The sequence below is a fragment of the [Mycobacterium] manitobense genome (assembly GCF_025821665.1).
Lineage (GTDB): Bacteria > Actinomycetota > Actinomycetes > Mycobacteriales > Mycobacteriaceae > Mycobacterium > Mycobacterium arseniciresistens.
Genome location: NZ_JACKSJ010000077.1, coordinates 1 through 19,526 on the forward strand (window position 1 = coordinate 1; position 19,526 = coordinate 19,526).

Here is a 19,526-nt window from a genome sequence, read left to right on the forward strand (position 1 = left end):
CTCGGCGCCGCCGCCGTCGGGCGTGCCGCCGTCACCTCGGCGCCCGACGGCACCCGCTGGCTCGGCATGTCGGCGGTGCGGGTGGCCGACGACCGGCGCCGCCGCGGTCACGCCCGGACGCTGTGCGGCGCGCTGCTCGACTGGGGTGCGGCCCGAGGTGCGACGCGCGCCTACGTCCAGGTCGTCGTCGACAACGCCGGCGCCGCCGCCCTCTACGAGTCGATGGGCTTCGTCACCCAGCACCGGCAGCGCTACGTCGACGCACGTGCGCTGTGACGACGACGCGCTCGTAGGCTGTCACCCATGCGGCTGGCCACCTGGAACGTCAACTCCATCCGCGCCCGCGTCGACCGCGTGACCGACTGGTTGTCGCGCGCCGACGTCGACGTGCTGGCGATGCAGGAGACCAAGTGCAACGACGAGCAGTTCCCCACGATGCCCTTCGCCGCCCTGGGCTATGAGGTGGTGCACTGCGGCTTCAGCCAGTGGAACGGGGTGGCGATCGCGTCGCGGGTCGGCATCGACGACGTCACCGTCGGGTTCGACGGCCAGCCGACGTGGAGCGACAAGCCTGACATTGAAGCCGCCGCGGAGGCGCGGGCGCTCGGCGCGACGTGTGGTGGCGTCCGGGTGTGGAGCCTCTACATCCCCAACGGCCGGTTCGTCGACTCACCGCACTACCGGTACAAGCTCGAATGGCTTGCCGCACTGCGCAAGACGTCCAACGCCTGGCTCACCGACGATCCGCGGGCGCAGATCGCACTGGTCGGCGACTGGAACATCGCGCCCACCGACGACGACGTGTGGAGCGTCGAGGCCTATCGCGACAGCACGCACGTCACCCCGCCGGAGCGGGCGGCCTTCGACGCGATCGTCGACACCGGGTTCGCCGACGTGGTGCGGCCGTTCACACCCGGCCCCGGCGTCTTCACCTACTGGGACTACACCCGGTTGGCGTTTCAGAAACGGCGCGGCATGCGCATCGACTTCGTCCTGGGCTCACCGGCGTTCGCCGAGCGCGTGACCCACGCCGAGATCGTCCGCGAGGAACGAAAGGGCAAGGGCGCCAGCGACCACGCCCCGGTGCTGGTGGAGCTCACCGGCTAATCGGCATCGTGCAGGGCCCGCCACAGCCCCGCCCGGGAGCGGATGCCCAGTTTCCGGTACACCCGGGACAGGTGCAGTTCGACGGTCTTGGTGCTGACGTAGAGCTCCGCCGCGATCTCCTTGTTGGTGCGGCCCGCGGCGGCGAGCTCGGCGGCCCGCAGTTCCGGCGGAGTGAGGCCCGGGCGCTGCCGCGGAGCCAGCTGTGTCGCCTCCCAACGGGCTCGTTCGGCCCAGAACCGCAGACCCATCCGTTCGAAGGTGCGCATCGCGGACTGCAGCAGATCGGCGGCGGCCTCGCGCTGCCGCAGCCGGTGCCGCAGGTGGCCGGCGAGCAACTGGGTGCGGGCAAGTTCGAACGGCGTCGCCGCCCGTCCGTGCTCGCGCAGCGCGCGGTCCGCGGCCACGGCGGCCGCCTCGAGGTCACCGCGTGCGGCGTGCAGCAGGCTGCGGCACCGGGCGGCGACCCCGCGCGTCCAGGGCCGGTCGAGTCGCTCGCCGTTGCGCTCGAGCACCTCCACGATCCGGTCGGCCTCGTCCAGCCGGCCGACGACGATCATCGCCTCCACGGCGTCGGGCAGGAACGGCGCGGTGACGATCTCGGTGGCCGCGGGCAGCAGCCGCCACTGCGCCACCAGCGGATCCAGATGTCGAAGCGCCGCTTCATGATTGCCCAGGGACAGCTCCAGAGAGCCCAGCGCGGTGACCGCCCAGGTGCTCAGCCGGCCGGAGTCGCACCGCCGGCCGATCACCAACGCCTGTTCACCGTTGCGGCGACAGGCCTCGACCCGCCCCAGCTGGGCGTCCACCAACGCACGGACGGTCAGCGCGATGAACATCGGCAGGTCCCCGCCGAGCGCGAGCGCACGCTCCATCGTCGCCTCGGCCGCCCGCTCGGCCGCATCCATGTCCCCCCGCCAGGTGTGCGCCAGCACGAGGTTGAAGCCGATCAGGATGAGTTCGCTCTCCTCGCCGCGTTCGACGCACCGCTGCGCGATGGACGTGAGCATCGCAGCGGCCTCGTCCACCTGGTGCGACCACAGCTTGACCATCGCGTGAAGGGTTCGCGGGCGGACCGCCAGTGGCACGTCGGCGGGATCGTCTAGCTGCAGCGCGCGGTTCAGCGCCACCTCGTCGACGCCGTCGCCGACCAGGAAACGCATCATCGCCCGCATCGTCGTGGCCTGGACGACGAGATCGTCGCGCGGCAACTGATCGGCCAGGGCCACCGCCTGCTCCGCCCGGCGCAGCGCGGCGCCCGCATCGCCTGCGTTGTACTCGACGAAAGCCAGCATCACCAGCATCGGCACCTGCCGCTCGGGCACTGCGCCGGGTTGTTCCACGGCGTCGCGCAGCAGTGCCGCGGCATCGGCGGAACTGTTGTCGTACAACCGGACCAGCCCGAGCAGGTGCAGCGCCTCGGCTCGCAGCGGACCGGGTGCGAGCCGATCAACGGTCTGCTGCAGCAGCGTTCGGGCCCGTGCCGCGCCGCCCGCCTCGAAGTGGTGCGCGGCCGCGGCGATGGTGCGTTCCGGCGTGTCCCCGCCACGCCCGCGGGCGAGCTCGAGGAGTTCCGCCGCCGTGGCCGGTGCGCCCCGCAGGCGGGCTGATTCGGCGGCGGCGTCCAGGGCGTGCAGGACGTGCTCGTCGGCACCCTCCACCGACAGTGCGAGGTGCCGGGCGCCGAGCTCGGCGTCGTCGAGCACGTGGGCGAGCCGCCGGTGCATCAGCCGGCGCATGTCCGGGGCGGCCTCGGCGTACGCGCCGCGGGCCAGCAGCGGATGGGTGAAACGCAGGTGCTGGCCCGATATCTCGATCACCCCGGCCCGTTCGGCGTCCTCCAGCAGCGCGACGACATCCTGCAGCTCCGACTCGGTCACCGAGGCCAGCTCCGCCATGGTGGGGGCGGGCAGGCAGGACGCGGCGAGCAGCACCCACTTCGTCGCGTCGGTGAAGCCGGCGATGCGGGCCCGCACGAGGTCGGCGAGCGTGGCGGGCAGCTCAACCGCGCCGCCGTCGGCCGCACGGGCGAGTTCCACTGCGTAGAAGGGGTTCCCGCCGGACTCCCGGTGGATCCGCACCATGTCGCCGCGGGCCAGCGAGCGGGTGAGCCGGCCGGTCAGCACCTGACGCAGCGCCCCGAGGCTGAGCGGCCGGACGTCGAGCCGGTGCATCTGCGCAGGATCGTGCAGCTCGAGCTCGGCCAGCGCATGCTCACCCTTGACGTCGGCGCGCACGGTGGCCACGAATCCGATCCGCCCGGTGCACCGCCGCGCCACCGACGAGATGACCAGCCGGCTGGGCGGATCGAGCCACTGCAGATCGTCGATGGCGACGAGGACGGGTGACATCTGCGCGAGCCGGTCGAGCACCCCGCGGACCGCTGCGAACACCGCGCGCTGACCGGCGGCCGGATCGCCGTCGGTGGACGGGGCCAGCACCCGGTCGATCGCGAGTCGCTGCGGACGGGGCAGCTCGTCGAACGCCGATTCGTCCAGCACCCGCAGCAGATCGGCAAGCCCCGAATAGGTGGCAGCGGATCCTGTCGACTGCGCGCGGGTGCTCAGGACGCGGAAGCCGACCTCGGTGGCGCGGGCGGCGCAGGCCTGCCACAGCGTGGTCTTCCCGATACCCGGTTCGCCGATGAGGGCGAGCAGCGACGGCCCCTCCGAGGCCTGGGCCAGGAAGGTCCGGACCACACCGAGCTCCGGCTCCCGGCCGACCACTCGTTCCCCCATCCCGGGATACTCTCAGCCGACGGCGACTTCCCGCTCGGCAAACGCCCCATCGGTATCGCGCCCGCGGCTCACCGTGCCCCCTTCCCCACCGGGACGCCTTGCGCTACGTTGGGGACGCCATCAACGCGGGAGCGCGCACCGAGCGTGCTGAGAGGACAGCTGGGGCTGTCGACCGTACGAACCTGACCGGGTAATGCCGGCGTAGGGAGACATGTCATGACCGACCGTTCTGTCGTTGCCGACGCTGCGATCACCACCGGCCCGATCACGGGCAGCGGCAAGGTGTACCAAGAGATTCCCGGCGTACCGGGTTCCCGGGTGCCGTTCCGGCGGGTGCACCTGACCGACACCCGCGAAGACCACCTCGACCTGTACGACACCTCCGGCCCGTACACCGACGCCGCGGCGGCCATCGACCTGAAGGCCGGCCTGCCTGCGCGGCCCGGCGTGGTCACCGACCGCGGCACGCAGCTGCAACGCGCGCGGGCCGGGGAGATCACCGCCGAGATGGCGTTCGTCGCCACCCGCGAAGGGCTACCCGCCGAGCTGGTGCGTGACGAGGTGGCCCGCGGCCGCGCGGTGATCCCGGCCAACCACCGGCACCCCGAGTCCGAGCCGATGATCATCGGAAAAGCGTTCGCGGTGAAGGTGAACGCCAACATCGGCAACTCCGCGGTCACGTCGTCGATCGCCGAGGAGGTCGACAAGATGGTGTGGGCCACCCGCTGGGGCGCCGACACCATCATGGATCTGTCGACCGGCCGCGACATCCACCTCACCCGCGAGTGGATCCTGCGCAATTCGCCGGTGCCCGTCGGCACGGTGCCCATCTACCAGGCACTGGAGAAGGTCAACGGCGATCCGACCGCGCTGACGTGGGAGTGCTACCGCGACACGGTGATCGAGCAGTGCGAGCAGGGTGTCGACTACATGACGGTGCACGCCGGGGTGCTGCTGCGGCACGTCCCGCTGACCGTCGGGCGGGTCACCGGCATCGTCAGCCGCGGCGGATCGATCATGGCGGCCTGGTGCCTGGCGCACCATCGGGAGTCGTTCCTGTACACCCACTTCGACGAACTCTGCGAGATCCTCGCGCGTTACGACGTCACCTTCTCGCTGGGCGACGGGCTGCGCCCGGGGTCGATCGCCGACGCCAACGACGCGGCCCAGTTCGCCGAACTGCGCACCCTCGGCGAGCTGACGAAGATCGCGAAAGGCCATGGCGTGCAGGTGATGATCGAGGGTCCGGGACATGTCCCGATGCACAAGATCGTGGAGAACGTGCGCCTCGAGGAAGAACTGTGCGACGAGGCGCCGTTCTACACTCTGGGACCGCTCACCACCGACATCGCCCCCGCCTACGACCACATCACCTCGGCGATCGGAGCGGCGATGATCGCGCAGGCCGGTACCGCGATGCTGTGTTACGTCACCCCCAAGGAACACCTCGGCCTGCCCGACCGCAAGGACGTCAAGGACGGCGTGATCGCCTACAAGATCGCCGCCCACGCCGCCGATCTCGCCAAGGGGCATCCCGGTGCGCAGGCCCGCGACGACGCCCTGAGCCGGGCCCGGTTCGAGTTCCGCTGGCACGACCAGTTCGCGCTGTCACTGGATCCGGACACCGCGCGGGAGTTCCACGACGAGACGTTGCCGGCCGAGCCCGCCAAGACCGCACACTTCTGTTCGATGTGCGGCCCGAAGTTCTGCTCGATGCGCATCAGCGCCGATCTGTCGGACGCCATCCGCGAGGCCCACGAGCAGGGCATGGCCGAGAAGTCCCAGGAATTCGCCGACCGTGGCAACAGGGTGTACCTGCCTCTGGAAAACTCCGTGCCATGACGTTCCTGCCGCTCACCCCGCCGGGCGAGACGCCGCCGAGGGTGATGACCATCGCCGGGTCGGACTCCGGCGGCGGTGCGGGCATCCAGGCCGACCTGCGCACGTTCGCCCTGCTCGGTGTACACGGCCTGGTCGCCGTCACCGCGGTGACGGTGCAGAACTCGCTGGGCGTCAAGGGCTTTCACGAGATCCCGCTGGACGTGGTGGCCGGTCAGATCGACGCGGTGGCGTCCGACATCGGTGTGCAGGCGGCCAAGACCGGCATGCTGGCGTCGTCGGCCATCATCGAGACGGTCGCCGACGCCTGGCGTGCGGTGGCGCCGGACGGCGCGGTGCCACTTGTGGTCGACCCGGTGTGCGCGTCGATGCACGGCGACCCGCTGCTGCATCCCAGCGCCCTCGACGCGCTGCGCACCCAACTGTTCCCACTGGCGACGGTGGTCACCCCGAATCTGGACGAGGTGCGGCTGCTCGTCGGCATCGACGTGGTCGACGAGGAGTCCCAGCGGGAGGCGGCGCGCGCGCTGCACGGGCTGGGGCCGCGATGGGCATTGGTCAAGGGCGGGCATCTGCGCTCGTCGGCCCACAGTCCCGACCTGCTCTACGACGGTGCCGAATTCCACGAGTTCGACACCTCCCGGATCGACACCGGACACGACCACGGCGCAGGCGACACCCTGGCGGCGGCGACCGCCGCAGCACTCGCGCACGGGTACACCGTCCCGGACGCGGTGGCCTTCGGCAAGCGTTGGGTCACCGAATGTCTGCGCGCCGCATACCCGTTGGGCCACGGCCACGGACCGGTCTCCGCGCTGTTCCGGCTGCACGAGTCCGATGACTCTCGATGACATCGCAGGGGTGGCCCACCACCCCGACGGCGAGCCGGCCGGCGCGGTGGTGCTCACCCACGGGGCAGGCGGCAGCCGGGATGCGCCGCTGCTCACCCGGATCTGCGACGAGTGGGCCGCCAGGGGATGGCTGGCCGTCCGCTACAACCTGCCCTACCGGCGGCGCAGGCCGAAGGGGCCGCCGTCGGGTTCCGCGGCCGCCGACCAGGCCGGCGTCGTGGAGGCCGTCGACGCGGTGCGCGCGCTGACGGCCGGACCCGTCGTGGCCGGCGGACACTCCTACGGCGGCCGCATGACGTCGATGGCGGTCGCCGACGGGCTGGCGGTCGACGTCCTCACGTTGTTCTCCTATCCCCTTCACCCGCCGGGCAAGCCGGAGCGCGCCCGCACCGAGCACCTGCCGCGCATCACGGTGCCGACGGTGTTCACCCACGGGACCGCCGACCCGTTCGGCACCATCGACGAACTGCGGCCGGCCGCGGCGCTGGTGGGCGCGGACACCGAGATCGTCGAGATCACCGGCGCCCGCCACGACCTGATTTCCAAGACGCTCGACGTGCCGGCGCTCGCCGTCGACGCGGCACTGCGGTCACTGCGGTGACCTGCGCACGGCCCCGGACTGGCGCTATCGTCGCCGAATGACCACACCGCCGGGGCCGCCGCCACCGCCGTACGGGCAGGGCCCGTACGGACAGGGCCCCTACGGCCCGCCGCCGGGTCAGCCCTATCCGCCGCCCCCGCCGCAGCCATACTCGACTCCCGCCGGCTATTCGCCGCCTCCGCCTCCGCCTGCGAAACGGAAGAACCGGCTCTGGCTCATCCTGGGTCTGGTCGGACTGGTGCTGCTGCTGCTCATCGCCGCGGTCGTCGTCGTGGCCTACTTCCTGGTCGGCAGGGGAACGGTGACGGCGAACAACGTCGAGGTCGGCGACTGCCTGGCCGAGATGCCCGACGGCACCCGGGTGCTCACCGTGCGGACCATCGACTGCGCCGAGTCGCACGCCGGTGAGGTGTTCGCGATGCTGACCATGCCCGACGGCGACTTCCCTGGGCAGACCGCCCTCGAGGAGTTCTCCGACGGCTGCGGCCCCGCGTTGGCCACCTACGCGCCCGCCGCGATCGAGGACCCGTCCGTCGGCGTGTACGTGCTCTACCCGACCGAGGAGACCTGGGGCCAGGGCGACCGCGTGGTGACCTGCATCGCCACCGTCGACCCGCCGCGGACCGGGACGTTGAAGGGCTGATTCACGGTCCGGGTCCGGCACCTCTGGGCCACCTACCCGATACCTGGGGTACCGTTCACCCATGACTTCGGAGCACTTCGACGCGGTCATCGTGGGGGCCGGTTTCGGTGGGATCGGCGCCGCCATCCAGCTCAAGCGGATGGGCATCCACGACTTCGTCCTCCTCGACCGGGAGGACGATCTGGGCGGGACGTGGTACGTCAACCACTACCCCGGCCTGGCCGTCGACGTCCCCACCACCACCTACAGCTACTACTTCGAGCCCAACCCGAACTGGTCGCGGCTGTTCTCCACCGGGGCGGAGATCAAGCAGTACGCCGACGACGTCGCCGACAAGTACGACGTGCGCCGCCACATCCGGTTCAACACCACCGTCGAGGGCGCCCGCTGGGACGAGGAAGCCAAGGTCTGGCGCGTCGCGATCGCCGGCGGCGACACCATGGCCGCCCGCTACCTGTTCACCGCGACCGGATTCCTGTCGCAGCCGAAGCTGCCCGACATCCCCGGCATCGGGGACTTCCAGGGCCGCATCGTGCACACCGCCGACTGGGACGACGACTACGACGCCACCGGCGAGCGGGTCGCGATCATCGGCACCGGCGCCACCGCGGTGCAGCTCATCCCCGAACTGGCCGCGAAGGCCGCCGACCTCACCGTCTACCAGCGCACCCCCATCTGGGTGGCGCCGAAGATCGACCTGCACTTCTCCGAACGGGCCAAGCGGCTGTTCGCCAGGTTCCCCCTGACACAGCGGATCATCCGCGCGGTCACGGACAACATCTACGAGGCGATGATCACCATCGGCGTGGTGAACTACCGCGTCCCGCTGTTCCGCCGGCTCAACATCTCGGCGATGGACCTGTGCAAGATGAACCAGTTCTTCTGGATCCGGGACAAGGAACTGCGCCGCAGGCTCACACCGGACTACGACATCGGCTGCAAGCGGCCGACGTTCTCCAACCGCTACCTGCGCACGTTCACCAAACCTCACGTGCACCTGCAGAGCGACGGCATCGAGCGGGTCGAGGCCGACGGCATCGTCAACGCCGACGGCACCCGCACCGCCGTCGACACCCTGGTGCTCGCGACGGGCTTCGACCTGTGGGAGGCGAACTTCCCGGCAATCGAGGTGATCGGCCGTGACGGCCGCAACCTCGGGAAGTGGTGGCGCGAGACGCGGTTCCAGGCCTACCAGGGTGTGTCGATGCCGTACTTCCCCAACTACCTCAGCCTCGCCAGCCCGTATGCGTTCCTCGGCCTCAACTTCTTCAACACGATGGAATACCAGATGCGGTTGATGGAGCGGCTCTTCAATGAGGTCAGGCGGCGCAACGCCACCACATTCGAGGTGACCGAGGCCGCCAACGACCGCTACCTGGAGCGGATGACCGAGATGCTGGCCGGTTCGTTGTGGACGATCGGCAACTGCGCCTCCGCGCGGTCCTACTACTTCAACCCCAGCGGCGAACCCTCGCTGCTGCGGCCGATGTCCACTCGCGAGGCGATCAGGGAAGCCTCGGAGTTCCCGCTCACCGACTACCAGATCGCCTGAGCCGCCCCACCCCGCCCGAGAGGATCCCACTGTGCCCAAACGATCTGCGGCCAAACCCGATTCGCGTGCCGCCAGGTTCGCCGGCCTCGCCCTGGCCGGCACCGGGCTTGCGCACTTCGCCAATCCGAAGATGTTCGAGCCGATCACCGTGGCGTCGTTCCCCGACAACACCCGCCGCCACGTCTACACCAACGGCGGCCTGGAGACCGCGATCGGCCTGGCACTCGCCGCACGCCGCACCCGCCGGCTCGGCCTCGCGGGCCTGGTCGGCTACGCCGCCTACTTGGCCGGCAGCACCGTACGCAGCCGGTAGCGGCCGAGCAGCGTCAGGTCCATCAGGGTGGCGACCGTCGCACGGGACTGCGCCGAGTCGCGGTAGCCCATCAACCGGCCGAGGTCGACCATCAGCGCCATCGCGGCGTACACCGCGAAACGCGCCTGCCCCGTTGTCCATTCGGGACGCAGCGTGACCACGATGCCGACCCAGCCGTCGATGGTGGAGCGCTGCAGGTTTCGCAGGATCTCCTGATCGGCCGGCGCCATGTTCAGGCGTTCGGTGTAGTACACGTAGTCCAGCTCCGGGTGGGCGAACGACCGCTCGACATAGGCGTCGACGAGCCGGGCGAGCGCCACCTCCCGGTCCGGCACGGCGCTCAGCACCGTGGACACCTCGGCCGACAGGCGGTCGGCCGACCGCCGGAAACCCGCCGCCAGGATGTCGCTCTTGCCGGAGAAGTAGCGGTAGATGCCCGACGCGGGCATGCCCACCGCCGAGGCGATGTCCTCCACGCTGGTGTCGCGGTAACCCTTCTCGTTGAACAGCCGCATCGACTCGCTGAGCAGCGCTTCGTATTTCGAGGCGGGCGGCGGGGCGGCGGAGTCCGGGGCAGCGTCGACGTCGTCGGCCACGTCCGGCAGTTCGACACCGGCCAGGGTCGCCACGATGTCGGACATCAGCATCCGGATCTGGATGCCTGGCAGCTTGGCGCCGTGATCGACGATGCTGCCGATCACGCTGAGCACCGCGGTCGACAGCGTCCACCGTTGCCGTGAGGTGAGGTCGGGCCGGATCGCGGTCAACGGCTGCTGGATGCGCCGGTGCACCTCTCGTAGCTGGGCGTTGAGGGTCGCCTGGTCGTCGCCGCGCAGGTAGCGGGCCTCCCAGCGGTACAGCCCGCCCGACTCCCGGCTCGCGAGCGCGGTCTCGCTGAGCGCCACCGCGAGCCGGCGCAGCGTCTGTGTCGGGTCGTCGTCATCGGCCGGGTCGACCGATACCACGCTGTCGACCAGCAGCTGCCCGAGGTTGAACACCGCGTCGCGGAACAGCTCGTATTTGCTCGAGTAGTGCCGGTACAACGCGGCCGCCGAGATGCCGACCCGCGAGGCGATGGCCTCCATGCTCACCCCGTGGTAGCCCAGCTCGCTGAAGGCCTCGGCCGATGCGCGGGCGATCTGGGCTTTCCGGTCCTTCGGCCGACGCCGGACACCGTCGGCACGGCGGGACGGGGTGCGCGCCATGGCGAACACGATATCGGACGGCCTGCACACATAGAGGCCGAGTTCAGGGGCTTTTTCTTACGGAACTACGCGGCGCAGTAAGAATGACGGTTAACATAGTGGGCGGCACAGGCCCGGTCGGGGGGCCGATGCGCGACGTGTTCGATCCTCTCCGCCGTGGGAGTCGTCCGGTCCCCCCGGGCGACCGTCCACTGCACGAGAAGGGGAGATCTTTGACTCATCGGGCCTGGTACATCGGTATCGCCGGCGCCGTCCTGCTGGGGGTCGGGCTGTTTGCGCTGCGATTCCCCGTCCTGCTCGACGTCTACGACCAGTGGGGCTGGCAGGTCGAGTGCGGGAACGGGTTCAGCGCCGACCTCAGTCAGGCGGACGCCGCGGGGCAGGACCTCGTCGAGCAGTGCGACTCGGCGCTGCTGCTGCGCCGGTCGTGGACGATCACGCTCTCGCTGATCGGGCTGACGGCGCTGGTCGCCGTCCTGGTGGCCGCGATCCGGACGCCGGAGCACCAGTCGCTGGTCCCCGGGCGAGGCGCCTGACCGGGCGGCCTCACCTACGATCACTGCCGTGACCGCAGCGGACGACTCGGCCCTGCGACGCCGGCTCGGCACCGGCGATGCCGTCGTCATCGGTCTCGGGTCGATGGTCGGCGCCGGCATCTTCGCGGCGCTGGGTCCCGCCGCCGCGGCGGCGGGCGCCGGTCTGCTCCTCGGCCTCGCGATCGCCGCCGTCGTCGCGTATTGCAATGCGACGTCGTCGGCGCGGCTGGCGGCCCGCCATCCGCAGTCCGGGGGCACCTATGTCTACGGCCGCGAGCGGCTGGGCCCGTTCTGGGGCTATCTCGCCGGCTGGAGTTTCGTGGTCGGCAAGACCGCGTCGTGCGCCGCGATGGCGCTCACCGTCGGCTACTACGTGTGGCCCGGCGCCGCGCACGCTGTCGCGGTGGCCGCGGTGGTGGTGCTCACGGTGGTGAACTACACCGGCGTCCAGAAATCGGCGCTGCTCACCCGCGTCATCGTCGCGTTCGTGCTGGCGGTGCTCGCCGCCGTGGTCGTGGCGGTGCTCGGCGGAGCCGGCGGGGCGGAAAGGGCGCCGGGGGTCGACGTCACCGTGGGCGGCGTCCTTCAGGCCGCGGGCCTGCTGTTCTTCGCCTTCGCCGGCTATGCGCGCATCGCCACGCTCGGCGAGGAGGTGCGCGATCCGGCCCGCACCATCCCGCGTGCGATCCCCATCGCGCTGGGCATCGCGCTCGTCGTCTACGCCGCGGTCGCGGCGGCGGTGCTGGCCGGTGTCGGTCCGGCGGCGCTCGCGTCGGCGAGCGCACCGCTCGCAGAGGCCGTGCGCGATGCAGGAGCACCGTGGCTGGAGCCCGTCGTCCGGGTGGGTGCCGCGGTCGCCGCGCTGGGCTCGCTGCTGGCGCTCATCCTCGGGGTGTCCCGGACGACGCTGGCGATGGCGCGGGATCGGCATTTCCCGCATGCGCTGGCCGCCGTGCATCCCACGTTCGGCGGACCGCACCGCGCCGAGATCGCGGTCGGCGCGGTGGTGGCGGTGCTGGCCGCGGTGGTGGACCTGCGCGGCGCGATCGGGTTCTCGTCCTTCGCGGTGCTGGTCTACTACGCGATCGCCAACGCAGCGGCGCTGACGCTGGGGCACCGCATCATCCCGATCCTGGGACTGGCCGGGTGCATCGTGCTGGCGTTCGCGCTGCCGTTGCCGTCGGTGGCCGCGGGTGTGGCGGTCGTCGTGCTGGGCGCGGCGGTCTACGGGGTGCGCCGGATGTCGGTCCGCCGGGCAATATAGGCACCCATGACCGCACCGGGAAGCCGATGGACCTGGACTCACGTCGAGTCCCGCGCCGACAGCGACTTCGTCGTCGCTCCCGACGAACGCCTGGACTGGGCCCGCACCGTGGGCCTCGGCGCGCAGCACGTGGTGGCGATGTTCGGCGCCACGTTCCTGGTGCCGGTGCTCACCGGTTTCCCGCCGGCCACCACGCTGCTGTTCTCCGGGATCGGCACCATCCTGTTCCTGATCATCACGGGCAACCGGCTGCCGAGCTATCTCGGCTCGAGTTTCTCGGTGATCGCCCCGGTGACGGGCGCGGTCGCCGCGCAGGGCACCGGAAGCGCGCTCGGCGGACTGATCGCCGTCGGACTGCTGCTGATCGTCATCGGTGCGGTGGTGCACGTCGTCGGCACGCACTGGATCGACGTCATCCTGCCGCCGGTGGTGACCGGTGCGATCGTCGCCCTGATCGGGCTGAACCTCGCGCCCGCGGCGAAGGACAACTTCGAGAAGGGGCCGCTGGTCGGCCTGGTGACCCTGGTGCTGCTGGTGGTGGTGCTCGCGTTCTTCCGCGGCATCGTCGGCCGGCTGGCGATCTTCCTCGCGGTGGTGGCCGGCTACCTGCTGGCGCTGGCGCTCGGTGACCTCGACCCGGACAAGAAGGCCGCCATCGCCTCGGCCGCATGGGTCGGGCTGCCGGAGTTCCAGACGCCGTCGTTCACCTGGTCGGTGCTGCCGCTCTTCCTGCCCGCGGTCATCGCGCTGGTCGCCGAGAACATCGGGCACGTCAAGTCGGTCGGCCAGATGACCGGCACCGACGCCGATCCCCTGATCGGCCGCGCCCTGATGGCCGACGGTGTGGCCACCACCCTGGCCGGCGCGGGCGGCGGATCGGCCACCACCACCTACGCCGAGAACATCGGCGTGATGGCCGCGACCCGGGTGTTCTCGACCGCCGCCTACTGGGTGGCGGCCGTGGTGGCGATCGCACTCGCGTTGTGCCCCAAGGTCGGAGCGGTGATCGCGGCGACACCCGACGGGGTGCTCGGTGGCGCCACCGTGGTGCTCTACGGCCTCGTCGGCATCATCGGCGTGCGGATCTGGCTGACCAACGACGTCGACTTCGCCAAGCCGGTCAACCAGCTGACCGCGGCCATCCCGCTGATCATCGGCATCGCCGACTTCAGTTGGCAGGCAGGCAGTCTGACGTTCACCGGGATCGCTCTCGGCTCGATCGCCGCGCTGCTGGTGTACCACGGCATGCGGCTGCTCGGCCTGGTTCGCGGCGTCCGTGACGACCAGCGCGACCCGGATCCCACGTCGCCGGTCGGCTAGGTCACCTCCCCCTGCGGTCGCGCCGATCGCGTGGCGGCACACCGTTCGGGCCGTCGGTGGACCGGGCGTAGGCGCCCACTCCGTAGGCCACCGCGGGGCCCATCACCGACAAAGCGTGCCGGTCGACGTTGTCGACGGTGTCGCGCCGGGTGTGGTAGTTCGGATCGAACGCGACATCGGCCCGGCCACCCCAGAGTCGTGCCTGCACAGCGGTCTTGCGCTGCGCCGCGCCCGTGGTGACCCCGCCGATCGGCACCCCGGCGGTGACGAAGGGGTGGTAGTCGGTGCGGTCGCCGATCGGCATGTCGGCCGGCCGGACACCGGCCAGGTTGAGGTAGCCGGCCAGCGTGCGTTCGATGCCCGCCGAGCCTTCCGGCGTCGCCTTGGCCGGCTCGGCCGAGGCGGACTGGTCGCCGTCATAGGTGAAGTACCCGGGGTTGGGCGAGCCGAGCATGTCGAAATTGAGGTAGAGCGCGATGTCGTCGAGCCGGTCGCGATCGAGGCCGCGCACATAGGCCTGCGAACCGGCAAGGCCGATCTCCTCCGAGCCCCAGAACGCGAACCGCACCGTGTTGCGCACATCGGGCGAGGCGCCGAGCTGCAGTGCGGTCTCGAGCAGCGCCGCCACCCCGGTGCCGTTGTCGTTGATGCCCGGCCCGCCCGCGACGCTGTCGAGGTGCGCACCGGCCAGCACGACGTTCGCGGAGTCACCGGTCTTCGTCTGCGCCAACACGTTCCGCGACTTGACCAGCACCGGTTCCCCGTCGAGCACCAATCGCACGGGCGCGGAGGTGCGGCGCAGCGCCGCGTTGGCGGCGGCGTCGATGATGCCCACCGGGACCTCGAGGTCGCGGTAGTAGCCGGGGGTGAACAGCCCGGGCGTCGCGGCGTCCGGCCGGGCAGCGACCACCAGCAGACCGACGGCGCCGCCCGCCACGGCGGCGTCGTGCTTGGCGACCACCGAGCAACCGGCGTCGTCGACCACGGCGATGGCCCCCTCGACGTCCACACCGCGGTAGGCCTCGCGGGTGCATCCGTCGGGTGTCGCGGGCCGCAACGTGACGGCGTTCAGTCCGCCCGGACGGGTGGTCACCAGCAGCGACGCCTGCTGCACCGAGTGGTCGCGCCCGGCGACCGTGACGCGGGGCTTACCGCCCCTGGTCGAGCCGTAGCGCTCGAACTCGGGTGTCTCTACGTCGAATCCCTTGTCGCGCAGCAGCTTCGCAACGTAGTCGACGCTGGCGTCGTAACCGGGTGTGCCCTCGGCCCGATTACCGCCGTGCTGGTCGGCGATGGACTGAAGGGCGTCGAGGTGCGCGGCCATCGCGTCGATGCCGACCCGGGCCGCCAGATCGCCGGCGAGGTCGGTGGGCGGTGGCGGCCCCGACGACGGGGAGCAGGCCGCCAGCAGCGCCGTCGCCGCGATCGCGACGACCGTCCGCGCGAGCATCATGCGGCGGACAGCGGATGGCGGGTGCGGTCCTCGCGCAGCGGGACACCGTTGCGGCCGCGCTGATCCTGGGCGTACAACCCGACCGCGTACGGTACTGCGCCACCGTTGATCTCCATCGAGGTGCGGTCGATGGGTTCGAGGGTGTCGGTCTTCTTGTGGTAGTTCGGGTCGAACGGCTGGTCGGCCTCGCCGCCCCACAGTTCCGCCTGCTCCTTGGTCATCTTGTTCTCCGCACCCGAGAACGTGCCACCGGCCGGGATGCCCGCCGCGGTGAACCCGTCGTAGTCGGACCGGCCGTCGAAGTAGATGTCCTGCGCCTTCTTGTCGGTGCCCTGGTAATAGGCGACCAGTGCACGCTCGATGCCCGCCGAACCCTCCGGCACCCGCGGCACGCCTCCGCGCGGGTCGGGCCGCGAGGACTGGTCGCCGTCGTAGGTGAAGTATCCCGGATTGGGCGAGCCGACCATGTCGAAGTTGAGGTAGAGCGCGATGTCCTTGAGAGCCTCCTGGTCGAGCGACTCGACGTACTGGGTGGAGCCGATCAGCCCGAGTTCCTCGGCGCCCCAGAACGCGAAGCGCACCGCATTGCGGACATCCGGCGAACTGCCCAGTTGCAGCGCGGTTTCCAGCACCGCGGCCACCCCGGAGCCGTTGTCGTTGATGCCCGGGCCCTCGGGCACACTGTCCAGGTGTGCGCCGGCCATCACCACGTCGGCGGTCGAGCCGGTCTTGGTCTGGGCGATCACGTTGCGGGTGCGCTCGGTGCGCACGCCTGCCTTCAACCGCAGGGTCGTCTCGCCGGGGTTGCCGCGCAACTGCGCGCCGTCGGCTTTGCCGACGCTGACGACCGGGATCTTCACCTCGGTCGTCTCGCCGAGCGTGCCGCCCATCTGGTCGCCGTCCTCGTTGTCGGCGACGACGAGGGCGACGGCGCCGCGTTGCGCCGCGGCGGCCTGCTTGTCACCGAACGGGCATTCGCCGCGGTCGACGAGCACGACGGCGCCGCGCACCGGTAGTCCGTCGTAGTCCGCGGCGGTGCACCCCGGCGAGTCCTCGACGCGGGCGGCCACCAGCGGTCCGGTCACCCCCTGGGGCGGCGTGCCGATGGTGAACTCGAGGGGGCGGGCCGGCACCGTCCGGCCGCTCACGCGCAGTTCCGGCTCCTCGGCGAACGGCAGTTTCACCTCGAATTCGTTCGCCTGGACATCGAATCCCTTGTTGCGCAACGCATCGGCGACGTAGTCCACGCTGGCGTCATATCCGGGGGTGCCCAATGCCCGGTTGCCGCCGTGGTCGTCCGCGATCTGCTGCAGCTTCTCCAGGTGACCCATCATCGCGTCGACCGACACCCGCGCCCGCAGCTGGTCGGCGAACTCCGTCGCGGCCGGTGACGCCTCCTGCGTCGCCGGTGGCGACTCCGGTTCGGAATCGCGGCCGCAGCCGCCCAACGCCGCGGTGACGACCAGCGCCGTCAGCACGGCCGATGTTCTGCGCCCCATGGCACACACGTTAGCCGCTCGCACCGAGTGCCCAGGCAAACCCGTTGCGACCGAGTGGCCGTCACGCGTCGCGGCGGACGAGCACCACCGCCGCGGCCACCCACACCACGGCGACGGTCGCGGCGAAGTACACCAGTGACCCGGCCGGTCCCCACGCCATGTCGAAGGTCGGGTACAGCCATGTGACGTCGAGGAACCTGAAGACGTTGCCGAACGGCAGCCACGGCCCGACGCGGGTGCCGAGGTCCGGCACGTTGGCCAGGATGGGCTCGGCCACCAGGGGCCACAGCAGCAGCACCGCGACCGCTCCCGCCGCGACGCGCAGCAGCGCACCGACGGCGACCCCGAGCACGGCGGCCAGCGCCGCGTACAGCGCGACCCCGCCGATCACCTCCCACACCTCCCGGGATGCGGGCGATAGCGGGCCACCGGCCAGCGGGTCGGCGGCCAACCGGGCCACCACGATCGCGGCCAGCGCCATGACCGCGGCACTGATCGCCGAGAAGACCGCCGCCACCGCCGTCTTGGCGGCCAGCACGCGGGTGCGCTGCGGGGTCGCGAGCAGCGTGGTGTGGATCAGCCCGTGGCGGTACTCGGCGGTCATCGCCGTCGACGCCAGGATCATCAGCACCGGCACGCCGAACACGGTCACCCCCAGCGCGGCCTCCTGCGGTGACACCGGGCTGTATTCGTAGGCCGTGCGCCCCTGCACCGCGGCCAGCGCGAGCGACAGCAGCGCGGCGCCTGCCACCGACCACACCGGCGAGCGGGTGGTGAACAGCTTGATCCGCTCGGCGGACAGCGCGGCGAGCCCGCTCATCGGGCCCCCGCCCGGTGGTCGACCGCCCCGTCGGTGAGCGCCAGGTACGCCGCCTCCAGCGAGGCCTCCCGGGCGCTGAGCTCGTGCAGCGTGATGCCGTTGCGCGCGGCCAGGTCGCCGACGACCTCGATGGCCGCGCCGCGCACGGTAAGGCCGGCGCCGTCCGCGTCGGGCGCCACCTCGATGTCCGCGTCGCGCAGCAGGTCGCGCAGGGTGTCCCGCTGCGGGCTGCGCACCCGGATCGTCTGGCCGCCGGAACCGACGAAGTCGGTCACGGTGGTGGCCGCGATGAGCCTGCCGCGGCCGATCACCACCAGCCGGTCGGCGGTGTTGGCCATCTCGGCCAGCAGGTGGCTCGACACCAGCACGGTGCGGCCCTGCCCGGCGAGCGTGCGCATCAGCGTGCGCACCCAGTGGATGCCTTCCGGGTCGAGTCCGTTGACCGGTTCGTCGAAGAGCAGCACCGGCGGGTCGCCGAGCAGGGCGGCGGCGATACCGAGCCGCTGGCCCATGCCGAGCGAGAGTGCGCCGGCAGGCCGGCCCGCCACCGCCGTCAGCCCGACCATGTCGAGCACCTCGTCGACCCGGCGACCGGGAATCCGGTTGGTCGCGGCGATCCAGCGCAGGTGGTTGCGGGCGCTGCGCTGCGGATGCACCTGCCGGGCGTCGAGCAGGGCGCCCACGGTGCGCAGCGGCTCACGCAGGTCGCGGTAGGGGCGGCCGTCGATGGTCGCGGTCCCCGATGTCGGGTGGTCGAGGCCGAGGATCAACCTCATCGTGGTGGTCTTGCCCGCGCCGTTGGGCCCGAGGAAGCCGGTGACGACGCCGGGCTCGACAGTGCACGTCAGGTCGTCGACGGCGCGGGTGTCGCCGAAGGTCTTGGTCAGTGCGGTCAGGTGGATCATCGGCGCCCATCATCCCAGGGGACGCCGATCGGGTCGTGGGTCAGTTGAAGAGGCCGGACACCTGGCTCTCGGTGTCCTTCATCAGGCCGTGCGCCGCCTCGACTGCCTGCACCAGGCGCCTCAGCGCCGCGGACTCCTCGACGGACTCCTTCTGCCACTCACGCTGACGCTGCTCCCAGGACCCTTCGCCAGAGCCGGTCCACTCGCTGCCCGCGATCTGGTCGACCAGTGCGCCCTCCTCGGCCGTCAGCTCCTCGAGCTTGGCGGCTTCGGCGTTCAGCTCGTCGACGGCTTGCTGGGCCTCGTTGAATTTCAGGACGATGTCGGTCATCGCGAGTCCTCTCAGATGCCCATCTGGCCGGAAAGGCCGCCGGCCGCGTCGGCGTCGGTCTGGTCGTACTGATTGGCGGCCTGGATGAGCGCGTCGGCGATCTCCATCTCTTCGCGCCGGGTGTCGGACGCCTCCTGCACGTAGCTCTCCAGCGCCTTCTGCACCGCGTCCCCGCCCTGGCCGGTCCACGCCCCGGTGAACGTGGAGGCGATCCGCACGACGTTCGAGACGTGCTCGGCGCGCTGATCGGCGAACTCGTGCATCCTGGCGGCCTGCTCGCGCAGGACCTTCGGGTCGACGCCCAGCGGTGAAGTCATCGTCACGTCCTCGGGTTCTCCGGTAGCTGCGGCCGTCGCACGGCCGTCGACGATTATCGTCGCATGCACCCCGCACCCGCGGATGCACGAATTCGGCCCGTCAGCGCAGCGCGTCGAGCACCAGATCCGCGACCGCGCGCATCCCCGCGGCGTTGGGGTGCAGCGGCGCCGGACGGCCGGGCAGGGGCAGGCCGGGCCGCGTCGTCCACGGCTGCGCCGACCACGCGTGGTGGGC

General features: G+C 71.1%; 19 protein-coding genes and 1 pseudogene. 11 read left to right on the forward strand and 9 right to left on the reverse strand.

Going from position 1 to position 19,526, the window contains the following annotated elements:
• Together H7I41_RS10030 and H7I41_RS10035 are read left to right on the forward strand one after the other, a co-directional pair.
• On the forward strand, positions 1-276 hold a 276-nt coding region (locus tag H7I41_RS10030), incomplete at its 5' end, for a GNAT family N-acetyltransferase (protein ID WP_264012429.1).
• Between the two features lie 27 nt (positions 277-303).
• Complete coding sequence (locus H7I41_RS10035; protein ID WP_264012430.1) at positions 304-1,107, forward strand: exodeoxyribonuclease III; 804 nt, start codon at positions 304-306, stop codon at positions 1,105-1,107.
• Here H7I41_RS10035 and H7I41_RS10040 read toward each other — a convergent pair.
• On the reverse strand, positions 1,104-3,842 hold the full coding sequence (locus H7I41_RS10040) for an ATP-binding protein (RefSeq protein WP_264012431.1): 2,739 nt from the start codon (positions 3,840-3,842) through the stop codon (positions 1,104-1,106). The two genes, H7I41_RS10035 and H7I41_RS10040, sit on opposite strands and share 4 nt — an antisense overlap.
• A 216-nt stretch (positions 3,843-4,058) precedes the next feature.
• On the opposite strand from H7I41_RS10040, the gene thiC reads away from it, so the two are divergent.
• From thiC to H7I41_RS10070, 6 genes are all read left to right on the forward strand, one after another.
• Complete coding sequence (gene thiC, locus H7I41_RS10045; RefSeq protein WP_264012432.1) at positions 4,059-5,684, forward strand: phosphomethylpyrimidine synthase ThiC; 1,626 nt, start codon at positions 4,059-4,061, stop codon at positions 5,682-5,684.
• Entirely contained in the window at positions 5,681-6,532 is an 852-nt protein-coding gene (gene thiD, locus H7I41_RS10050) for a bifunctional hydroxymethylpyrimidine kinase/phosphomethylpyrimidine kinase (protein WP_264012433.1), read from the forward strand. Before thiC ends, thiD begins: the two co-directional genes overlap by 4 nt.
• On the forward strand, positions 6,519-7,133 hold the full coding sequence (locus H7I41_RS10055; protein ID WP_264012434.1) for an alpha/beta hydrolase family protein: 615 nt from the start codon (positions 6,519-6,521) through the stop codon (positions 7,131-7,133). Before thiD ends, H7I41_RS10055 begins: the two co-directional genes overlap by 14 nt.
• A 37-nt stretch (positions 7,134-7,170) precedes the next feature.
• The gene (locus tag H7I41_RS10060) at positions 7,171-7,776 is read left to right on the forward strand and encodes a septum formation family protein (protein ID WP_264012435.1); all 606 of its coding nucleotides are present in this window, start codon (positions 7,171-7,173) and stop codon (positions 7,774-7,776) included.
• Between the two features lie 61 nt (positions 7,777-7,837).
• Positions 7,838-9,328, forward strand: a complete 1,491-nt coding sequence (locus H7I41_RS10065; RefSeq protein WP_264012436.1) for a flavin-containing monooxygenase — start codon at positions 7,838-7,840, stop codon at positions 9,326-9,328.
• Between the two features lie 31 nt (positions 9,329-9,359).
• Complete coding sequence (locus tag H7I41_RS10070) at positions 9,360-9,641, forward strand: DoxX-related protein (RefSeq protein WP_264012437.1); 282 nt, start codon at positions 9,360-9,362, stop codon at positions 9,639-9,641.
• On the opposite strand, the gene H7I41_RS10075 is transcribed toward H7I41_RS10070, so the two are convergent.
• Entirely contained in the window at positions 9,608-10,846 is a 1,239-nt protein-coding gene (locus H7I41_RS10075) for a TetR/AcrR family transcriptional regulator (protein ID WP_264012438.1), read from the reverse strand. The two genes, H7I41_RS10070 and H7I41_RS10075, sit on opposite strands and share 34 nt — an antisense overlap.
• A gap of 212 nt (positions 10,847-11,058) precedes the next feature.
• Between H7I41_RS10075 and H7I41_RS10080 the strand changes: the two genes are divergently transcribed.
• The 3 genes from H7I41_RS10080 to H7I41_RS10090 are packed head-to-tail and all read left to right on the forward strand — an operon-like array spanning position 11,059 to position 13,966.
• The gene (locus H7I41_RS10080) at positions 11,059-11,382 is read left to right on the forward strand and encodes a hypothetical protein (protein WP_264012439.1); all 324 of its coding nucleotides are present in this window, start codon (positions 11,059-11,061) and stop codon (positions 11,380-11,382) included.
• Positions 11,383-11,401: 19 nt separating this feature from the next.
• Entirely contained in the window at positions 11,402-12,646 is a 1,245-nt protein-coding gene (locus tag H7I41_RS10085; protein WP_372503719.1) for an APC family permease, read from the forward strand.
• Between the two features lie 6 nt (positions 12,647-12,652).
• The gene (locus tag H7I41_RS10090) at positions 12,653-13,966 is read left to right on the forward strand and encodes a uracil-xanthine permease family protein (protein ID WP_264012441.1); all 1,314 of its coding nucleotides are present in this window, start codon (positions 12,653-12,655) and stop codon (positions 13,964-13,966) included.
• A gap of 1 nt (position 13,967) precedes the next feature.
• On the opposite strand, the gene H7I41_RS10095 is transcribed toward H7I41_RS10090, so the two are convergent.
• From H7I41_RS10095 to H7I41_RS10125, 7 genes and pseudogenes are all read right to left on the reverse strand, one after another.
• On the reverse strand, positions 13,968-15,419 hold the full coding sequence (locus tag H7I41_RS10095; protein ID WP_264012442.1) for a M20/M25/M40 family metallo-hydrolase: 1,452 nt from the start codon (positions 15,417-15,419) through the stop codon (positions 13,968-13,970).
• Positions 15,416-16,918, reverse strand: coding sequence for a M28 family metallopeptidase (locus tag H7I41_RS10100; RefSeq protein ID WP_264012443.1), 1,503 nt, complete (start codon positions 16,916-16,918; stop codon positions 15,416-15,418). Before H7I41_RS10100 ends, H7I41_RS10095 begins: the two co-directional genes overlap by 4 nt.
• A gap of 61 nt (positions 16,919-16,979) precedes the next feature.
• A complete protein-coding gene (locus tag H7I41_RS10105; RefSeq protein ID WP_264012444.1) occupies positions 16,980-17,738 on the reverse strand; it encodes an ABC transporter permease in 759 nt (252 codons plus the stop codon).
• On the reverse strand, positions 17,735-18,643 hold the full coding sequence (locus H7I41_RS10110; RefSeq protein WP_264012445.1) for an ABC transporter ATP-binding protein: 909 nt from the start codon (positions 18,641-18,643) through the stop codon (positions 17,735-17,737). Before H7I41_RS10110 ends, H7I41_RS10105 begins: the two co-directional genes overlap by 4 nt.
• A gap of 40 nt (positions 18,644-18,683) precedes the next feature.
• Positions 18,684-18,974 (reverse strand): WXG100 family type VII secretion target, encoded by a 291-nt coding sequence (locus H7I41_RS10115; RefSeq protein WP_264012446.1) that lies wholly within the window; start codon positions 18,972-18,974, stop codon positions 18,684-18,686.
• An 11-nt stretch (positions 18,975-18,985) separates the two neighbouring features.
• Positions 18,986-19,291 carry a type VII secretion target gene (locus H7I41_RS10120; protein WP_264012447.1) on the reverse strand — a complete coding sequence of 102 codons (306 nt, stop codon included), beginning with the start codon at positions 19,289-19,291 and terminating at the stop codon, positions 18,986-18,988.
• Positions 19,292-19,391: 100 nt separating this feature from the next.
• Positions 19,392-19,526: pseudogene (locus H7I41_RS10125) on the reverse strand (SGNH/GDSL hydrolase family protein); the annotation flags it as partial.